Here is a 15,809-nt window from a genome sequence, read left to right on the forward strand (position 1 = left end):
GAGAATTTAAGTCCTATGCTCGACAGCTTGCCTATGCTTTTCGCCCGTTCCATATAAAAAGAACCTTGGCGTGGATCGTCACATCATCGATTCTGGCTGTCTGATTTTCGTAATGTTGGTTGTCCGAAATCAGGCGGTAATTGTGTTCGTCCAGCCGCATCACCCGCTTGATGTACAGCTCCTGGTGCCAAGTTACGACGTAGATCCCCTCACCAACGAACTCTTTCACGCCGCGATCAACGATCACCAGATCCTTGTCGTTGATCGTGCCTTCCATCGATTGGCCCCACCCGGTGATCATGGCTAGCGCACTGGCTGAGGTGTACGTCACTCCCTTCTCGCGCAAGATTGCCTCACGCACCACAAGGTTGCGGACCGCCTCGTTGTACTCAGGCGGAACCTGGCCGTGGCCCATTGCGGCACGGATGTCGTATTGAGGGATCAGGATCTCGTCGCTCGTTGGGCGCAGCACCGCGTAATTCTTCGGTAGGTATTGCTGTCCGTTTACAGCAGGGGTATCGGCCTCAGCTGCTGCCGCCAAAACCATTTCCCGCGCTTTCTCTGACAGGTTCTTCCCGGCTTTTGTCGCAAGCATGTGAGCCACCAGTTCCGCGCTGGTAGCGCCTGATTTCGGGCCATCTTGCGATGCGGCATCACCTGGCGATCCCGTTCCTTCAGACAGCCATTCGGGCGAGCACTCAAGAGCCTTCGCTAGCGCGAGAAGATTTTTACCCTTCGCCCCATTAGTGCCGGACACCCAAAAGCTGACGGTCGCTTTGGAGACGCCAGTCGCTTTGACTATGTCCGCAGGCGTCAGGCCTAAGGCCTTCATGCGCTCGGTGATGCGGTCTTTAAATTCCATATTTAGGATTCTAAACAAATCACTGTTTAGATAACTTGCCTTGTGTTGTTAAGAACTCTAAACTCGGCGTAGACACTGGAGACACAACCATGACCTACGACGAAGCGTTGACACATTTCGGCACTGGCCGCGCTATCGGCGACGCCCTTGGCGTGACTGGCAGCCGGGTATCTCAGTGCCGAGCCACGGGCGGCTTCTCCTACCCAATGCAATGCGTTCTGGAAAAGGAGTCGAGCGGGGCGCTGATAGCGAAACGCGAAGACGATCCCGCCCAGGCGCTCAAGAAATCCGCCGCATAACCATTTTTCCATCACCAAGGAGCATCACCCGTATGGCCTTTGACAACCCGGCCCACAAACGTAGCGAAGTGATCAAGACCCGTCACAAGCCCGAGGAAGCTCGGAAGTTGCGCATGGAAGCCCGTTTGGCCGGCATGCAGTTGGCGACCTACGTCTACGAGCTGGCGAACCTGGCTCGCAGCCTGGGCGCCGCCGATCTTCTTCGAGAACACCACGGGGCCAGCAAGCAGGATAAATCGGCTTAAGACCCCTATGGAGGGCCTATGCCTGAAACAACATTCGAAATGCTGCCGCTGGAGGTGCAGGAAGAGGTTCGACAGCTGAGTGTCGATCTCGGATGGAGCCTTGAAAGAGCGGCAGATGAATACCTTGAGATGGGCAGGTCGCTAGCGCTTCAAGCCCAGCTCAAACAGGTACGGCGAAAAGCACCTGTGCTTTCGCTGGTAGGACACAAAAAGGGCCTCGATTAGGACTCTTTGTGAACACAGAAGGGGCAGTCACTTTCCTTCGGACGAAAAAAAGCCGGGATTGCAGCTCGGCTCTCTTAAACATCTCTGTGGGACGAATTATATGCACACCACAACATCAACAATCAATACCCCGGCCAGTGTCGCGACACAATTTGGCAACGGTGAAAACGTGTCGCGCATCATTTCAACAATCGCCCTCCGCGACATGATCAACGAGGCGCGTCAGCAAGCCGGCGAGCCAAAGGTTCGCAACGACCATTTCCTTTCCCGGGTAGAAGACGAGCTGGGCGATGATCTGGAGGGGGTGCAAAAATATTACACCCCCCTCCACGGTAACCAGGTTGCTACCTACGGCCTGACTCTCGACCAATGCATGCTGGTAGGGATGCGCGAATCGAAAGCAGTTCGTCGATCCGTTCTTCAAAAGCTCAAGGAACTGGAAGGCCCTCGGGTTCTCGCCACGCTCCCAGACTTCTCCAATCCTGCCGCAGCCGCCCGCGCGTGGGCTGAGCAGTTCGAGCTTCAGCAGGCTGCCAATCAGGCCCTGATTGAGGCCGCGCCGAAGATTGCCTTTGTCGAGCGTTACGTCGAATCAACTGGGCTGAAGGGGTTCCGCCAAGTGGCGAAGCTCCTCAAAGCCAACGAATCGCGCTTCCGCGAGTTCCTGCTCGACAAAAAGATCATGTATCGCATGGGAGGCGAGTGGCAGGCGTATCAGCCTCACATCGACGCTGGCCGCTTTGAAGTCAAAGCCGGCACCAGCGACAGCGGCCACGCCTACAACCAATCCAAATTCACCCCCAAGGGCGTCAACTGGATTGCCGGCCTGTGGGCTCAGCACAATCTCAAGGGGGTCGAATGATGGCTGCGCTTCCGTACATGCAGTTTTATGTCGCCGACTACTTGGCCGACACCACGCACCTGACTGCGGAGGAGCATGGTGCGTACATGCTCCTGCTGTTCAGCTACTGGCAGACAGGCAAGCCTTTGCGCATCGATCGCCTCGCAACCGTCGCACGGATTCCCAACGAACGTTGGCCGTCCGTTGCCGATACGTTGAGTGAGTTCTTCCACGTCACGGAAACGCATTGGGTTCAGTTCCGCGTCGAAGCAGATCTTGAGGCTGTAAACAGCAAAGTCGTTACCGCCTCCAACGCGGGCAAGGCGTCCGCGCGGGCAAAGGCCCTCAAAAAACAACAAGAACTCAACGACCGTTCAACGAACGTTGACGATCCGTTGGAACGGAATGGCAACCATACAGATACAGATACAGATACAGATAAGAACAAAAACAACACTCCACCGATGGTGGATGACCTCTTCCCGAAGTTCTGGAAGATGTACCCGAACAAGAAGGGTAAGGCTGCAGCTGAAAAAGCCTGGAAGAAGCTCAAGGTCACCGCTGACCTGTTCGGCCAGATTGCCGAAGGCCTGGCAGCGCAAGTCGTTTGCGAGGCATGGGTCAAGGACGGCGGGCAGTTCATTCCCCACCCAGCGACATGGCTGAACGGCAAGCGCTGGGAGGACGAGGTGAAAGTCGCCAGCAACGTGCACCCGTTCCCGCAATCCCGCCACACCGGCTTCGCTGATCGCGATTACACCTCCGGTCTGAAAATGCGGGAGGACGGCAGCTATGCGCTCTGAGCCAGTCCAAGCCACTCCAGAACTGCCGCCGGGCACTCGCATCCAGCCAGCCGAGTGCGAAACCCACGGCGCCTACGAGCAGCGGGTCTTCTCCGTGTTGAACAGGGAGCTCAGGAGTAACTGCCCTGAGTGCACTCGCATCGCCCGCGAGAAGTCCGAAGCCGCCGAGCAGGCCAACAAGGCGATGGAACTGCGCATGTCCCTCGCTCGCAAGCTGGGCGATGCGCTGATCCCGAAACGCTTTACCACTCGCACCCTGGGCAACTACCAGGCCGAGAACGAAGGCCAGCGAAAAGCCCTCCGGTTCTGCCAGCACTACGTGCAGATCTTTGACGAGATCCTGAAGACGGGTCGCTGCATGGTGCTGATCGGCAAGCCCGGTACCGGGAAAACCCACCTCGGCGCGGGCATGGCCAACGAGCTGCTGCACAACACGTCTCGCACTGCCGTGTACCGCACTGTCGGCGCAATCCTTCAGGCGATCCGCTCCACGTACGACAAGCACAGCGAACGAAGCGAGGCCGAGATTCTGTCGAGCCTGATCGATCCCGACCTGCTGGTGCTGGACGAGGTTGGCGTGAGCAAGGAGCAGCCGAGCGACTTCGAGCTGACGACCCTGTTCGCAATCATCAATGGCCGGTACGAGCAGGAGCGCCCCACGGTTGTGATCTCCAACCTCGAAGCCAGCCAGTTGCCGGCCGCGATGGGTGACCGCTGCGTCGACCGCCTGCGCGAGGGCGGAATGATCGTGGTCCCGTTCGATTGGGGATCTCAGCGCGGCAAGGAGGGTTTCTGACATGACCGTAAAACTTTGGAGCATGCGCGAGCAGTGTCACATCGTCCGAGGTGTTCGCGGGACCGTGTTCGAGCTGGCAAAGCACTTCGGGATTCCGCCAAAGGTCGCGCAAAGCCGAATCGCTCGGTATGGCTGGAGCGTCGAGAAGGCCGTAACCGAACCGATGCGTGAAGACTCTCGGAGGAAACGTCCATGACCGAGTTCGCAATCCGCAGCCAGCGCGATATCAGCCGCCTCATGGGCGTCCTCCATGCAACCGACTTCACCAAACCCAAGATCGTGGTCATCAAGGACGAGAAGCGCCCGGACGTCTGCAATCGCAAGATGTGGGCAATGCTCAAGGACGTATCCGAGCAGGTGATCTGGCACGGCAAGAAACTCACCAGTGAAGACTGGAAGTGCCTTTTCAGTGCCTCGCTGGAGAAGCAGCGCGCAGAGCCTGGCCTCGACGGTGGCTTCGTCGTGATGGCCGTATCGACCCGCAAGCAGTCGCAGAAGTGGTTCAGCGATCTGTTCGAGCTGATGCACGCCTTCGGCGCCGAGCATGACGTGCGCTGGACCGAGCAGGACAAGTGGGGAGGGCGGTACTGATGCGAGAGGACAAAACCTTCGCCATTGCCGACGCCAAGTGCATCACCACCTGGTATCTGAAGGGCACCGCGATTATCAAAACTGCCGAGGACACCCCGCCTGAATGCGGTGATACGTTCCGCCTCGGCTTCAAGGACTACACAGTGGTCGCGGTGTGCGGCGATTACAGCTATCGGTCTGCTTGCGCGACGATTGTTCCCAAGGAGGCCGAGCCATGCGCGTAGCCCTCAAGGAACAGAAGGCCCCGAAGCCGAAGAAATGCAAGAACCCAGCGTGCGGCATCAGCTTCCCGCCGCAGCGCTTGGGCCAGGCGGTGTGCAGTCCGAAATGTGCGCTTGCCATGGCGCCGGCGAACAGCGAGAGAGCCAGTAAGGCGATCGCCCAGCTCGGTCGCCGCGAGATCAAGGTCCGCAAAGAGGCCCTGAAAAGTCGCGGCGATCACCTCAAGGATGCCGAGAAGGCTGTGCGCGACTATCGGCGCACCTATGAGCTGAGCATCGGCAGCGGTTGCATGAGCTGCGGCGAGTCGCAGGAAAAGATTCTGGCCGCCCAAGGCTGGAAGGTGGGAGGGGCATTTGACGCGGGTCATTTCATGGGCAAAGGCGCCCGGCCGGAGCTGCGCTTAGAACCATCCAACATATGGCTTCAGTGCAAGGCCTGTAACTCAGGCTCCTACATGCACGCCCGCAAGGGATACACCGTCTCCCAAGGCTTCCGAACTGGTCTTATCGCCCGCATCGGCCTGGAGGCCGTCGAAGCGCTTGAAGCCGACCACGAACCGCGAAAGCACACCGTAGACGAACTCAAGGCGATCACCGCCGAATACCGGGCCAAGACCCGAGAACTGAAGAGGGCTGCAGCATGAACTACCACAACGTGATTTCCGCAGTAGTCCGGGCCTTGGCAGCCGAGACGATCAACAGTTCCGGCGGATGCAACGTCGAGCCCAGGGTGCAGGCCAGCAAGCTCAAGGGCGAGATATCCGGGAAGGATGCCGCGCTTTTGGCTGACTGCATTGTGCACAAGCTCTTGCACGCCCAGCTTTCCCCGAGGCACTGGAACGCCCTCGTCGCGAAGTACACCACGCACCGTGGCCGCAAGATCGACTCCATCGGCCGGCTGGTCGCCGTGGTGAAGACGCCGGCACCGCAGCGCTTCACGCAACAGGCCGTTCTCGTTTGGGCGGTACCGCAGCAGGTGAAGGGCATTCAGCGAGCGGTGACCCAGATCAAGGCGCCGAAGCACCGGGAGAACAAGGTGGAGGGGCAGTGGGATTGGCGCAACGCGGCAGCAGACGCTGATGTCGCTCGGGCCAACAAACATGCGCGTGCGGTAGCAGAGGAAAAGCCAGGCGAGATGATCGTGCTGGCCGACTCGAACTACGACATGACGAATTGGGATTCCCAAGGGCTTACAGAGCGCACCTACCAGCGCTGGAACAAGGCCATCAAGGACGGCTTGGAGTCGCTTGTGAACGAGGCTCTGGTCGAGGCGCAACACATGCTTGAAGCAGTCGGAGTGCTGGAAGGCGAGGCGGCATAAAATAGTCCCTCAAAAGGGCTTGCAATGTCATGTCGCCATGTCGCATGATTCACCCATCCTGTCATTCCTGCGTGTTTCAGGATTGGATAGCAGCCCGGCCATTGCGTCGGGCTTTTTTGTGGTTTAAGCATTGCCTATTTCAAGCGAGATGTTTCGGCTGCTGAATGACGGGCGTTTAATCCTCGTCCCAAGTGACTACAGCCGATTCGCGCCATTTCACATCAGTGAGGCCGAACCTTTCTGCCATTGGTTTTGAGACCCGTTTTAGTGGCGGTCGACCAGGCTTAGGTATCGGAACAAGTCCCGCGTCGCAGCTAGCCCATTGCCATGCTTCTGCGTTATTCATCGTACTCGTGCGAATAACAAAAGTTCTTGACTCTCCGCGGAGTAAGTACTCGACGTAATATGTGGTGCTCATGGGTATGTCTCCGTTTGCTCATTGGTAAGTGAGTTCACGGGATCACGGAAATTCAAGTTATTATCAAATTTTTTAAATACGACGCAGTAGCACATTTATTCGTAAATACCTTGGCGCATCGATCCGCGAGAGGATATTTACAGCCGCGGATTAATGGTTTTTCTTGAAGATAGAGCGAGCCTCATCCCACGCTTTTTTGCCTTCAAGCGTTTTAGCATCGGCTGCGGCCCTTGCGTTCTGAAATTCAATCATTGCTTCGGGTGAGTCCGCTGCATGAGTTAGAAGCTCGTAAGCAATAGCGTTCAGCCGATCCGCCTCTTGGAAAAGCGCGCTGCTGCGGTCGGTGGCTATATGCCACGCTGATGTCGTGCTCGGATTATTTTTCATCTTTTCTTCGCTCTTCTGACCGGCATCCCTGATTGCCTGCCGGCACCCAAATTTTCCTATTCGCTCCATTTTATGAACTTTATTAGTGGGTATCGCAAATGATGACTGATGATCGGAAAGGGAAACCTAGCGTGATATTCCGAGATACTCCCCAATTGTCGTAGTGCATCGACAATCGCCTACGAAACAATGTTTAACTTCCGGCACAATTTATTTCTAATAATGTGAACTGTTCGTGCCGATTAATACATAAAACCTCTACAAACTTAGATCCCTTGTTTCGTTTGTCATGAGTGGACAGAAGTTTTTTATTCGGCTCCCACGCCCATTGCTCCCAGCTGGGAGTGCAGCGGACGCCGACCTATTTGCGCTGGCCTGACGGGTCAGCTTTTCATGTTGGAGTTGCGATGGATCCTACTGACCTCGGCCCAGGCACAGCTACCTGGCTGGGCGGTACCGGAACCGTGTTGCTGGCCGGCTTCCTTTGGCTGCGTAAATTCCTCTCGAAGGATGCTGCTGACAGGGCGATGGATAACGCCGACATTTTCACGCTTCGCCGGCTGAATGAGCTTCTGGACTCCGAGCGTGTTGCGCGAAAAGAGGCCGAAGCCCGCGCTGACCAGTTCGCCAAAGAGCGCAACGAGCTCGCCGCAGCAGTAGGGCGGATGGAGGGGAAGATCGAAGCCCTCACCAGCCAAGTCGCACAGCTCACCGCCACGGTTACCTCGCAGAGCGAAGAGATCGCCCGCCTGCGTACCAAGCTGGGAGGCATCAACTGATGGACAGATGCGCTATGGAATTCATCGCTCGCCGCTGGTGGCGTCGGGCAGAGGTATGGTTGATAGCTGCGCTGTTGCTGGCCGGCGGCCTGATCCTCGGTTTCCAAGCTGGTGTGTGGTCAGCCAGTAGTGAACAGACGAAGCAGCTCGCCGAAGTTCGCGCAGCCTACGACGCAGCGCTGGGCAAACGAGACGTTCGCCTCAACAGCCTGGCCGAGAAGACGCAGGACGCGGCAGTAAAGGTGCAAGAGGCATCGAACTCAGCAGTCCAGGCAGCCGATACCGCGAGCAAGGCAGCGGAGAAGGTCAACGAAGCCGTAGAGCGGCAGACCCCGTGAACGCGTTGCTGAAGCTGGTTCCTGCGTGGGTGTGGGTAGTGCTGGCGTCGCTCGCAGCTGTCGGTTATCTATCGCTGCGTCTCGATAGCGTGAAGGACGATCGAGCAGCCATCGCCGCCGAGCTCGACACCGCGACCGCCCGCGTGGATTCGCTCACCCACACACTCCGCATCCAGCGTGAGATCACCAATGACATCAATCGAGTCTCCGACGATGCGAAAGCCAAAACTGAGCATGTGTCGGCTGCCGTTGTTACTGCTGATAACCGGGCTCGCAGCCTGCAGCAGCAAATCACCGACCTCATTGCCAAACGACAGTCCTGTGCTGCCGAGATTGCCAGCGGAAGCAAGGCAAGAGCCGACCTTACCGTTCTGCTCGCCGACCTGCGTAGAAGCGCTGACGAAGAAGCGGGAAGACTGGCAGAAGCGCTTGACCGAAGCCGAATAGCCGGCTTTGCGTGTGAGGCTGCATACGCCGCTGCACAGAAGAGCAAGTAGGTCGCGACACGTTTCGCAAGAGTGCAAATTGTGTCGCGACACAGCATTTACTTGCTGGCAATCGTCACTGTTGAAGTGATTTCAAATACCGAATAGCCCTTTGTTTGGAAGTCGTCCCACACAGTCTGAGGGTCGAAGCCGATAAGCCGTTCTGATGTGTCGAGTTCCTTGGTGTCTTCTGTAACTTGCGGCCCAATCCAGCGCTTGGTGTCATCCGAAAGATCATCCAGTGTCTTGTCGACAGGAATGGCCAGGGCGCGGTGCTTCTGATGGTTGTAGTACGCCTTCACTTTGAACTTCATGTCTCTGCTCCGTGAGTGTTGGAGCGTCACCAATACCGGCAACCCGCCACTATTTCAAGCTCAAGGTGACCCATGGACAGGCCAATGCCTCCGGAGTCGTTGCTCGACCTGTCCGAGATGTCCAGCTTCGGTATTCGCCTGATCCCTGCGCCTGAAGTGTGGGAGTGGCTCCAGAGCGAGATACTCGCCGACACCGGCAGCATCCACAACGAAGACCATGCCCATCTGATCGATGCGGACGTGAGAGTCATGTGGGCGTCTGCCGCCTTCACGAAGAAAGGGCGCACAGTGGTGGGCCAAGCCGAACAGGTAGCGTTCCGCGTCGGTGGTTGGCAGAAGGCCCGGATGGAACAACAGATGATGGATTGGTTCGGCGATGTACCGGCCTACATCATCACCCTGGCTGCCGACTACTGTGCTCAATGCTCAGACGCTGACTTCTGCGCACTGGTCGAACATGAGCTGTACCACATCGCTCAAGCGACCGATCAGTACGGCGCACCCAAGTTCACCCAGGAAGGATTGCCCAAGCTTGAGATGCGCGGACACGACGTTGAAGAGTTCGTCGGTGTGGTGCGTCGCTATGGGGCGAGCGCTCAAGTGCAAGAGCTGGTAGACGCTGCAAACAATCCTGCTGAGGTGGGGAAATTGAACATTTCGAGGGCCTGCGGAACCTGTCTGCTCAAGTCGGCCTGAGGTTAGACAGCAATAGACGGAACCCAATCCTATGGCAGCCCTGAGCAGCGAGGTGAAGGCCTTCATCGTTCAGGCGTTGGCCTGCTTCGACACACCCTCCCAGGTGGCAGAGGCCGTCAAGCGCGAATTCAATATCGATGTGACTCGCCAGCAGGTGGAGACGCACGACCCAACCAAACGATGCAGCAAGACGCTCGCCAAGCGGTGGGTGGAGATGTTTCACGACGCCCGCAAGCGATTCCGGGAGGAGACGGTAGACATCCCGATCGCCAATCGCGCCTTTCGACTACGCGCCATGAGCAGGTACGTCGAGAAGGCCGAGTCGATGAAGAACATCGGGCTGGCTATGCAAATCCTTGAGCAAGCGGCAAAGGAAGTCGGGGACGCTTACGTCAATCGCCGAGTCGAGCCAGACAAGTCGCTGGACGACGAGATCAAGCGGCTCAACATCCAAAAGCTGCAGCGAGAACTGGAAGACCCAAATAAGGGCCTGCCCGAGCCCAAGCAAGTAATCATCGGGGTAGAAGATGCAAGCGACCCTGAAGCTGAATAAGCCGCAGTTCGAGTTCATCAGTCACCCCAAGAAGTTTTCAGCGTTCGTCGGCGGCTACCGAAGCGGCAAGACGTTCGTGGGCTGCGTTCGTATGTGCATCAACGCACTGGAGCACCCAGGCATTCCGCAGGGCTACTTCGCGCCGACCTATCCGCAGATTGCGGACATCTTCTACGACACCATGCCGGTGGTGGCTGAGGCATTCGGCCTGTTCGCTGACATCGTGCCGAGCAAGAAGCGCGTGTACCTGCGCGACAACCGAGGCCGGTGCCTGTCGACCATCGTCTGCAAGAGCATGGAGCACCCGCACCGCATCGTCGGCTTCAACATCGCACATGCGTTGGTCGACGAGATCGACTGCATGGCGATCAAGAAGGCTGACAGCGCGTGGAAGAAGATCATCGCGCGGATGTCCACCGTGTGGCCGACCCGAGCAATGAACACCATCGACGTCACCACGACGCCGGAGGGCTTCAACTGGGTCTATCGCAAGTTCGTCAAGGAGCTTGCCGCCAACCCTAGCCAGCGCCCGTTGTACGGCATCGTGCACGCTTCGACGCGGCAAAACGCGAAGAACCTGCCGAAGGACTACATCAAGTCGCTGCGTGAGTCGTACCCGGCCAACCTGGTGGACGCATACATCGACGGCCTGTTCGTCAACCTGACGTCGGGCAGCGTCTACCCGAACTTCTGCCGAAAGCAGAACCACACCGACGCGACGATCCGCCCGGGCGAGCAGTTGCACATCGGCATGGACTTCAACATCAACCGGATGGCCGCGACGGTGCATGTCATTCGTGACGGCCTTCCGCTGTTGCTGGAAGAGGCCACGCACCTGTTCGACACGCCGGCGATGATCGTCGAGCTCAAACGGCGGTACCCGGGCCACAGCATCACGGTTTACCCGGACGCCAGCGGCAAGAACCGCAAGAGCGTCAGCGGCAGCGAGTCAGACCACAGCCTACTCCGCGCCGCCGGCTTCATGGTCATGGTGAACCCATCGAACCCAGCGGTTCGCGATCGGGTACTGGCCGTGAACGCCATGATGCTCAACATCGATCAGAAACGCCGCTACCTGGTGAACACCGACAACTGTCCGGTGAGTACGCAGGTGCTTGAGCAGCAGGCCTACGACGAAAAAGGCGAACCCAACAAGGACGGCACTGAAGACCCGGTCGACGCACTCGGCTACTTCATTGTCCAGCGCTTCCCGATTGCGGGCAGCTACACACTCGCGAACGTGAGCGACCAATGAGCGCATTCACTTATCTGAAAGACAGCCTGCAGAACCTGGTCGCAGGACTGGGCACCGCGCGCGACAAGGCATCGCACTCGCACTATGCACTCCCGGTGATGGACGACCAGCAACTGCTGAACGCATTCCGTGGATCGTGGACAGCGCAGAAGGGCGTGAGTATTCCGGCCGTAGATGCGTGCCGCAACTGGCGCAACTGGCAGGCCGAAAAGGCTCAGATCGAGCTGATCGAAGCCGAAGAGGATCGCCTGAACGTCAAGGGCAAGATTCTTGAGGCCCTATTGAAGGCCCGGCTGTTCGGTGGTGCTGCTGTGTTCATCGGCACCGGTGAGCGGGACACTGCGTCTGAGCTGAAGCCGGATCGGATCGGGAAGGGCGGCATCAAGTACCTGACGGTGATGACTCGCCGCCAGCTCAGCGCCACGGAGATCGAGCAGGACCCGCAAAGTCCGCGCTTCGGCAAGCCAAAGGCGTACCGGCTGCCGGGCTCTACGGTGGAGATTCATCCGTCCCGACTGGTGATATTCGTCGGCGTTCCGCATCCAGACTCTGAGCTTGCCGTAGGCACTGGTTTCGGCTGGGGCGACTCGGTGCTGCTGTCGGCAATGCCGGCGGTACGTCACTACGACGAGACGGTCGCCAACGTGGTCAGCCTGGTCTACGAGGCCAAGATCGACGTCATTAACATCCCGAACCTGATGTCGAGCATGCAGGACAAGAACTACGAGCGCCTGCTGCTGGAGCGCTTGCGTCTTGCTGCCACGGCCAAGGGCATCAACGGCACGCTGATTCTCGACGGGCAAGAGACGCACAGTTCCAAGTCGGCCAGCTTCGGCAACCTGCCTGAAGTGATCGCCAAGACCGAGCAGGGGGTCGCCGGCGCGTTCGATATCCCCGGCACTCGCATGTTCGGCCAGTCCTCGACAGGGCTCGGCGCGAACGGCGAAGAGAACACCCGCAACTACTACGACAACGTCGCGTCACGCCAGAAGCTGGAGATCAAGCCAGCCATGAGCGTGCTGGATGAGGGCTTGATCCGCTCCGCGCTCGGCAGTCGGCCGAAAGAGGTGCACTACACCTGGGCGCCACTCTGGCAGGCCACAGCGAAAGAGCGGGCCGATATCGGCAAGACCACGGCGGACACCATCAAGGCGCTGAAAGACTCCGGCCTGTTCCCTGAGGATGCGCTTTCGACTGCTGCGGTGAACCTGCTGGTTGAGCTGAGCGTTATGCCGGGGCTGGAAGCGGCGATCGAGAAGTTCGGCGCCGAACTGCCCGATGACGATGATGACCTGCCGAGCACCGGTGCGGATCAGCCGGTAGCGAAGAAAGCAATCACTGACGCCGCGCCTCGTTCGCTGTATGTGTCCCGCAAGGTCATCAACGGCGGCGAGATCATCGAGTGGGCCAAGTCGCAGGGCTTCGAATCAACAGTCCTGGCTGATGACCTGCACGTCACCGTTGCCTACAGCCGCAACCCGGTGGATTGGATGAAGGTTGGCGAGTCATGGTCGGGCGATGGCAAGGGCCAGCTCAAGATTGCACCAGGTGGCGCACGGCTGATCGACAAGTTCGGCGAAGGCGCGGTGGTGCTGCTGTTCAACAGCTCCGAACTGGCTTGGCGGCACGTCTCCATGGTTGAGGCTGGCGCCTCTTGGGACTGGCCGGACTATCAGCCCCACATCACCTTCACCTACGAACCCGGCAGCGTCGATATCGACAAGGTCGAGCCATACCGTGGCGCGATTGAGCTGGGTCCTGAGATCTTCGAGGAGCTCGCCCCATGATCTTCACCGACTCCGTGCCAGTCACGGGAGTGCGGCGCACCGAGGACGGCTATCTGGTGGCCGAGGCTCGAGTCGCGCGCACCGGCATCCAGGACTATCTGGGTACCGAGATCGACCCGGACAACGAACACGGCCTGCGGGATAAGCCAATCGTTCGTGTGTACCGGCCAGAGAGCGCGGTCTTCCACGCTGACGCCATGCACTCGTACGCCTACCGGCCAATGACCAACGGCCACCCGGGCGGGGACGGCGTCAACTCCAAGAACTGGAAAGACGTCGCGATCGGCCAAACCGGTGGCGAGGTTGTCCGCGACGGGCAGTTCGTCAAGGTGCCGCTGGTGCTGATGGACGCCAAGGCGATCGAGGACTACGAGTCCGGCAAGCGAGAGCTGTCCATGGGCTACGGCGCCGAAGTCGTGTTTCAGGATGGCGTTTCCCCCGATGGCGAGCAGTACGACTGCTTCCTCGGCCCTATGAAAATGAATCACCTCAGCCTTGAGCATCGCGCTCGGGGTGGCGAGCACCTTCGCATCGGTGACCATAAACCACACACCCCCCAAGGAGGCCATGACATGGCTGATTCACTGCGTACGGTCATCGTTGATGGCCTGTCCGTCCAGACGACCGACCAAGGCGCCCAGGCGATCGACAAGCTGACCAAGCAGCTGGCCGATGCCGGGGTAAACATCAAATCCCTGACCGACGCGCATACCGCTGCGCTGGCGCTGAAGGATGGCGAACTGGCGAAGAAAGACGCTGAGATCGACGCCCTCAAGGCCAAGCAGCTCAGCGATGCCGATATCGACAAGCGCGTCACCGCTCGCGCTGATCTGATCAGCAAGGCCAAGTCGATCGCGGACGCCGACTACACCGGGAAGACCGACGCCGACATCCGCAAGGCTGTCGTAGTCGCCAAGCTGGGCGATGCGGCCGTGGCCGGCAAGGCTGACGCCTACATCGACGCGCGCTTCGAGATTCTGGTCGAAGACGCCGCCAAAGATCCGGCCGGCGACCCGTTCCGCAAACACATGATTCAGCAGGACGGCAAGACCGTCGGCGATGAATCGGAAAAAGCGCGTCTGCAGATGATTGCCGACATGCAAACCGCCCACCTGCCGAAGGCATAAGGAGCACAGCAATGGCTACTTACCAAACCACGTACACCAGCGCTCCAGCCAAGGGCGTGCCCGGCCAGGTCGCCAACGAAGAGAAGTGCAACAAGATCAGCCGCACCGTCTCGAACGCCGAGGGCATTGTCTTCGGGGCACCGGGCTTCCGCGTTGCGGGTGCAGGCAATGATCACAAGATCGCTGCCACCGGCACTCTTTTCCTCGGGCTGGCCGTGCTGAGCCCTGCGGTTCCACCGGTTGCTACCGGCTCCACACTGATCGACGGCTATCCGCAGGACTTCACCGGCGCCTTCATGACCGACGGCCAGATGTATGTCACCGCTGGCGCTGCGGTGGTGCCAGGTGACGACGTGTACTACGTCGCCGCCACCAATCGCTACGTGACCACTGCTGCCGCTGGCGCTGTGCTCATCCCGGGCGCCTTCTTCGACACCACCGGTGCGAACGGCGACATCGTCGAAATCTCCCTCAAACATCGGAGCGCTTAACATGCCTCAAGTCTTTGAAGACGCTCAGTCGGCGTTCCCGTTTGTTCTGGCCCAAGGCCGGAACATCGAAACCCGCATCTACACGCGCCGTTACCCAGCGTTCAACTATGCGGCAAGCATCCCGGTTGTGACCGAGGGCGCGCCGTGGGCCATCGGCACCACCTTCTTCACCGTCGATACCGCCGGCGAAGCGAAGTTCTTGTCCGGCTCCGGCACCGACATGCCGTTCAACTCCGCGACCCACGATCAGGCATCGCACGACTTCGCGATGATCGGGTCTGGCTGGGAATGGAATCTGGAAGAGGTGAACCAGGCACAGCTGTACGGCATCAACCTGAGCGGCACCAAGGCGGATTCCGCCGCTGACAAGGTTGAGCGCCTGCTGAACTCCATCGCATTCGTCGGCAGCACCGAAAAGCGCTGGACCGGCCTGCTGAACGACGGCAACGTTTCCCGCGTCGACGCTGCTTCGACCGGTACCGGCAGCTCGACGTTCTGGCCAAATAAAGCGCCGGATCAGATCCTGGACGACGTCAACGGTGTTCTGGGTAGCATCCGCACCAACACTGGTGAGGTTGAATGGGCCGACACGCTGCGTCTTCCGCCCGACGCCTTCCGTCACATTGCGACTCGTCGCATGGGTGCTGGTGATGGCTTCATGACCGTGCTGGACTACCTGCGCAAGAACAACATCTACACGGCAGAGACCAATCAGCCGCTGGACATCGCGCCCCTGCGCGAGGCCCGCAATGCTTCCGCTGATGGTGGTGGTCGCCTGGTTGCGTACCGGAAGGATCCGGAGGTGGTTCGCTTCCACCTGCCAATGCCGCGCCGCGTTCTGGCTCCGCGTCAGAAGTCCATCATGGGTTTCGAGACCGGCATCATCGCGCGTACCGGCGGCACCGAGATTCGTCTGCCGGGCGCCGTGGCGTACCTCGACGAAATCACCCCACCAGCAGCCTGATAGGAGGTCGA

At 59.1% G+C, this 15,809-nt stretch carries 24 protein-coding genes; 20 read left to right on the forward strand and 4 right to left on the reverse strand.

Annotated elements, in window-relative coordinates; translation table 11 throughout:
* Positions 1–31: 31 nt before the first annotated feature.
* Positions 32–862, reverse strand: coding sequence for a S24 family peptidase (locus J2Y39_RS22220; protein WP_150635488.1), 831 nt, complete (start codon positions 860–862; stop codon positions 32–34).
* A gap of 89 nt (positions 863–951) precedes the next feature.
* Between J2Y39_RS22220 and J2Y39_RS22225 the strand changes: the two genes are divergently transcribed.
* From J2Y39_RS22225 to J2Y39_RS22270, 10 genes are all read left to right on the forward strand, one after another.
* On the forward strand, positions 952–1,161 hold the full coding sequence (locus tag J2Y39_RS22225) for a hypothetical protein (RefSeq protein WP_131671943.1): 210 nt from the start codon (positions 952–954) through the stop codon (positions 1,159–1,161).
* Between the two features lie 32 nt (positions 1,162–1,193).
* Entirely contained in the window at positions 1,194–1,406 is a 213-nt protein-coding gene (locus tag J2Y39_RS22230; RefSeq protein ID WP_047297571.1) for a hypothetical protein, read from the forward strand.
* Between the two features lie 18 nt (positions 1,407–1,424).
* Positions 1,425–1,631, forward strand: a complete 207-nt coding sequence (locus tag J2Y39_RS22235) for a hypothetical protein (protein WP_047297572.1) — start codon at positions 1,425–1,427, stop codon at positions 1,629–1,631.
* Positions 1,632–1,731: 100 nt separating this feature from the next.
* On the forward strand, positions 1,732–2,493 hold the full coding sequence (locus J2Y39_RS22240) for a phage antirepressor KilAC domain-containing protein (protein ID WP_310219745.1): 762 nt from the start codon (positions 1,732–1,734) through the stop codon (positions 2,491–2,493).
* A complete protein-coding gene (locus tag J2Y39_RS22245) occupies positions 2,490–3,275 on the forward strand; it encodes a DUF1376 domain-containing protein (RefSeq protein WP_310219747.1) in 786 nt (261 codons plus the stop codon). Before J2Y39_RS22240 ends, J2Y39_RS22245 begins: the two co-directional genes overlap by 4 nt.
* A complete protein-coding gene (locus J2Y39_RS22250) occupies positions 3,265–4,071 on the forward strand; it encodes an ATP-binding protein (protein WP_310219748.1) in 807 nt (268 codons plus the stop codon). Before J2Y39_RS22245 ends, J2Y39_RS22250 begins: the two co-directional genes overlap by 11 nt.
* Positions 4,072–4,263: 192 nt before the next feature.
* Positions 4,264–4,662: a recombination protein NinB gene (locus tag J2Y39_RS22255; protein WP_103486694.1), complete on the forward strand. Its 399-nt coding sequence runs from the start codon at positions 4,264–4,266 to the stop codon at positions 4,660–4,662.
* A complete protein-coding gene (locus J2Y39_RS22260) occupies positions 4,662–4,886 on the forward strand; it encodes a hypothetical protein (RefSeq protein WP_310219751.1) in 225 nt (74 codons plus the stop codon). The genes J2Y39_RS22255 and J2Y39_RS22260 overlap by 1 nt, the downstream gene beginning before the upstream one ends.
* The gene (locus J2Y39_RS22265) at positions 4,877–5,527 is read left to right on the forward strand and encodes a recombination protein NinG (RefSeq protein WP_310219752.1); all 651 of its coding nucleotides are present in this window, start codon (positions 4,877–4,879) and stop codon (positions 5,525–5,527) included. The genes J2Y39_RS22260 and J2Y39_RS22265 overlap by 10 nt, the downstream gene beginning before the upstream one ends.
* The gene (locus J2Y39_RS22270) at positions 5,524–6,204 is read left to right on the forward strand and encodes a hypothetical protein (RefSeq protein ID WP_310219754.1); all 681 of its coding nucleotides are present in this window, start codon (positions 5,524–5,526) and stop codon (positions 6,202–6,204) included. The genes J2Y39_RS22265 and J2Y39_RS22270 overlap by 4 nt, the downstream gene beginning before the upstream one ends.
* Before the next feature lie 175 nt (positions 6,205–6,379).
* Here the strand turns inward: J2Y39_RS22270 and J2Y39_RS22275 are convergent, their stop codons facing one another.
* Both J2Y39_RS22275 and J2Y39_RS22280 read right to left on the reverse strand, forming a co-directional pair.
* Positions 6,380–6,622: a DUF6555 family protein gene (locus J2Y39_RS22275; RefSeq protein WP_310219756.1), complete on the reverse strand. Its 243-nt coding sequence runs from the start codon at positions 6,620–6,622 to the stop codon at positions 6,380–6,382.
* Positions 6,623–6,772: 150 nt separating this feature from the next.
* Positions 6,773–7,009 carry a hypothetical protein gene (locus J2Y39_RS22280; RefSeq protein WP_310219758.1) on the reverse strand — a complete coding sequence of 79 codons (237 nt, stop codon included), beginning with the start codon at positions 7,007–7,009 and terminating at the stop codon, positions 6,773–6,775.
* Positions 7,010–7,416: 407 nt separating this feature from the next.
* Between J2Y39_RS22280 and J2Y39_RS22285 the strand changes: the two genes are divergently transcribed.
* Genes J2Y39_RS22285 through J2Y39_RS22295 form a run of 3 tightly spaced genes read left to right on the forward strand, consistent with a single transcriptional unit; the run spans position 7,417 to position 8,623 of the window.
* Positions 7,417–7,788, forward strand: coding sequence for a hypothetical protein (locus J2Y39_RS22285; protein WP_056785377.1), 372 nt, complete (start codon positions 7,417–7,419; stop codon positions 7,786–7,788).
* Positions 7,788–8,126 carry a hypothetical protein gene (locus tag J2Y39_RS22290; protein WP_310219762.1) on the forward strand — a complete coding sequence of 113 codons (339 nt, stop codon included), beginning with the start codon at positions 7,788–7,790 and terminating at the stop codon, positions 8,124–8,126. The genes J2Y39_RS22285 and J2Y39_RS22290 overlap by 1 nt, the downstream gene beginning before the upstream one ends.
* Positions 8,123–8,623 (forward strand): DUF2514 family protein, encoded by a 501-nt coding sequence (locus tag J2Y39_RS22295; RefSeq protein WP_310219763.1) that lies wholly within the window; start codon positions 8,123–8,125, stop codon positions 8,621–8,623. The genes J2Y39_RS22290 and J2Y39_RS22295 overlap by 4 nt, the downstream gene beginning before the upstream one ends.
* Positions 8,624–8,670: 47 nt before the next feature.
* Here J2Y39_RS22295 and J2Y39_RS22300 read toward each other — a convergent pair whose 3' ends face one another.
* On the reverse strand, positions 8,671–8,925 hold the full coding sequence (locus J2Y39_RS22300; protein WP_310219765.1) for a hypothetical protein: 255 nt from the start codon (positions 8,923–8,925) through the stop codon (positions 8,671–8,673).
* Between the two features lie 72 nt (positions 8,926–8,997).
* On the opposite strand from J2Y39_RS22300, the gene J2Y39_RS22305 reads away from it, so the two are divergent.
* Genes J2Y39_RS22305 through J2Y39_RS22335 form a run of 7 tightly spaced genes read left to right on the forward strand, consistent with a single transcriptional unit; the run spans position 8,998 to position 15,798 of the window.
* Positions 8,998–9,621: a putative metallopeptidase gene (locus J2Y39_RS22305; protein WP_310219767.1), complete on the forward strand. Its 624-nt coding sequence runs from the start codon at positions 8,998–9,000 to the stop codon at positions 9,619–9,621.
* A 31-nt stretch (positions 9,622–9,652) separates the two neighbouring features.
* Positions 9,653–10,174, forward strand: a complete 522-nt coding sequence (locus tag J2Y39_RS22310) for a DUF2280 domain-containing protein (protein WP_115148299.1) — start codon at positions 9,653–9,655, stop codon at positions 10,172–10,174.
* Positions 10,149–11,429, forward strand: coding sequence for a terminase large subunit domain-containing protein (locus J2Y39_RS22315; RefSeq protein ID WP_110646876.1), 1,281 nt, complete (start codon positions 10,149–10,151; stop codon positions 11,427–11,429). Before J2Y39_RS22310 ends, J2Y39_RS22315 begins: the two co-directional genes overlap by 26 nt.
* Complete coding sequence (locus J2Y39_RS22320) at positions 11,426–13,216, forward strand: anti-CBASS protein Acb1 family protein (RefSeq protein WP_310219771.1); 1,791 nt, start codon at positions 11,426–11,428, stop codon at positions 13,214–13,216. Before J2Y39_RS22315 ends, J2Y39_RS22320 begins: the two co-directional genes overlap by 4 nt.
* A complete protein-coding gene (locus J2Y39_RS22325) occupies positions 13,213–14,343 on the forward strand; it encodes a DUF2213 domain-containing protein (RefSeq protein WP_310219773.1) in 1,131 nt (376 codons plus the stop codon). Before J2Y39_RS22320 ends, J2Y39_RS22325 begins: the two co-directional genes overlap by 4 nt.
* A gap of 11 nt (positions 14,344–14,354) precedes the next feature.
* Positions 14,355–14,834, forward strand: coding sequence for a hypothetical protein (locus J2Y39_RS22330; protein ID WP_310219774.1), 480 nt, complete (start codon positions 14,355–14,357; stop codon positions 14,832–14,834).
* A gap of 1 nt (position 14,835) precedes the next feature.
* Positions 14,836–15,798 (forward strand): DUF2184 domain-containing protein, encoded by a 963-nt coding sequence (locus tag J2Y39_RS22335; protein WP_310219776.1) that lies wholly within the window; start codon positions 14,836–14,838, stop codon positions 15,796–15,798.
* Positions 15,799–15,809 lie beyond the last annotated feature (11 nt).

It is taken from the genome of Pseudomonas sp. 2957 (assembly GCF_031456345.1).
Lineage (GTDB): Bacteria > Pseudomonadota > Gammaproteobacteria > Pseudomonadales > Pseudomonadaceae > Aquipseudomonas > Aquipseudomonas siliginis.

Bases quoted from the DNA above. Each gene is read 5' to 3' on its own strand.
- J2Y39_RS22305 (WP_310219767.1), top strand. From the start codon at position 8,998: ATGGACAGGCCAATGCCTCCGGAGTCGTTGCTCGACCTGTCCGAGATG.
- J2Y39_RS22235 (WP_047297572.1), top strand. From the start codon at position 1,425: ATGCCTGAAACAACATTCGAAATGCTGCCGCTGGAGGTGCAGGAAGAG.
- J2Y39_RS22240 (WP_310219745.1), top strand. From the start codon at position 1,732: ATGCACACCACAACATCAACAATCAATACCCCGGCCAGTGTCGCGACA.
- J2Y39_RS22275 (WP_310219756.1), bottom strand. From the start codon at position 6,622: ATGAGCACCACATATTACGTCGAGTACTTACTCCGCGGAGAGTCAAGA.
- J2Y39_RS22230 (WP_047297571.1), top strand. From the start codon at position 1,194: ATGGCCTTTGACAACCCGGCCCACAAACGTAGCGAAGTGATCAAGACC.
- J2Y39_RS22300 (WP_310219765.1), bottom strand. From the start codon at position 8,925: ATGAAGTTCAAAGTGAAGGCGTACTACAACCATCAGAAGCACCGCGCC.
- J2Y39_RS22265 (WP_310219752.1), top strand. From the start codon at position 4,877: ATGCGCGTAGCCCTCAAGGAACAGAAGGCCCCGAAGCCGAAGAAATGC.
- J2Y39_RS22280 (WP_310219758.1), bottom strand. From the start codon at position 7,009: ATGAAAAATAATCCGAGCACGACATCAGCGTGGCATATAGCCACCGAC.
- J2Y39_RS22255 (WP_103486694.1), top strand. From the start codon at position 4,264: ATGACCGAGTTCGCAATCCGCAGCCAGCGCGATATCAGCCGCCTCATG.
- J2Y39_RS22285 (WP_056785377.1), top strand. From the start codon at position 7,417: ATGGATCCTACTGACCTCGGCCCAGGCACAGCTACCTGGCTGGGCGGT.
- J2Y39_RS22310 (WP_115148299.1), top strand. From the start codon at position 9,653: ATGGCAGCCCTGAGCAGCGAGGTGAAGGCCTTCATCGTTCAGGCGTTG.
- J2Y39_RS22250 (WP_310219748.1), top strand. From the start codon at position 3,265: ATGCGCTCTGAGCCAGTCCAAGCCACTCCAGAACTGCCGCCGGGCACT.
- J2Y39_RS22225 (WP_131671943.1), top strand. From the start codon at position 952: ATGACCTACGACGAAGCGTTGACACATTTCGGCACTGGCCGCGCTATC.
- J2Y39_RS22270 (WP_310219754.1), top strand. From the start codon at position 5,524: ATGAACTACCACAACGTGATTTCCGCAGTAGTCCGGGCCTTGGCAGCC.
- J2Y39_RS22330 (WP_310219774.1), top strand. From the start codon at position 14,355: ATGGCTACTTACCAAACCACGTACACCAGCGCTCCAGCCAAGGGCGTG.
- J2Y39_RS22260 (WP_310219751.1), top strand. From the start codon at position 4,662: ATGCGAGAGGACAAAACCTTCGCCATTGCCGACGCCAAGTGCATCACC.
- J2Y39_RS22245 (WP_310219747.1), top strand. From the start codon at position 2,490: ATGATGGCTGCGCTTCCGTACATGCAGTTTTATGTCGCCGACTACTTG.
- J2Y39_RS22325 (WP_310219773.1), top strand. From the start codon at position 13,213: ATGATCTTCACCGACTCCGTGCCAGTCACGGGAGTGCGGCGCACCGAG.
- J2Y39_RS22335 (WP_310219776.1), top strand. From the start codon at position 14,836: ATGCCTCAAGTCTTTGAAGACGCTCAGTCGGCGTTCCCGTTTGTTCTG.
- J2Y39_RS22220 (WP_150635488.1), bottom strand. From the start codon at position 862: ATGGAATTTAAAGACCGCATCACCGAGCGCATGAAGGCCTTAGGCCTG.
- J2Y39_RS22315 (WP_110646876.1), top strand. From the start codon at position 10,149: ATGCAAGCGACCCTGAAGCTGAATAAGCCGCAGTTCGAGTTCATCAGT.
- J2Y39_RS22320 (WP_310219771.1), top strand. From the start codon at position 11,426: ATGAGCGCATTCACTTATCTGAAAGACAGCCTGCAGAACCTGGTCGCA.
- J2Y39_RS22290 (WP_310219762.1), top strand. From the start codon at position 7,788: ATGGACAGATGCGCTATGGAATTCATCGCTCGCCGCTGGTGGCGTCGG.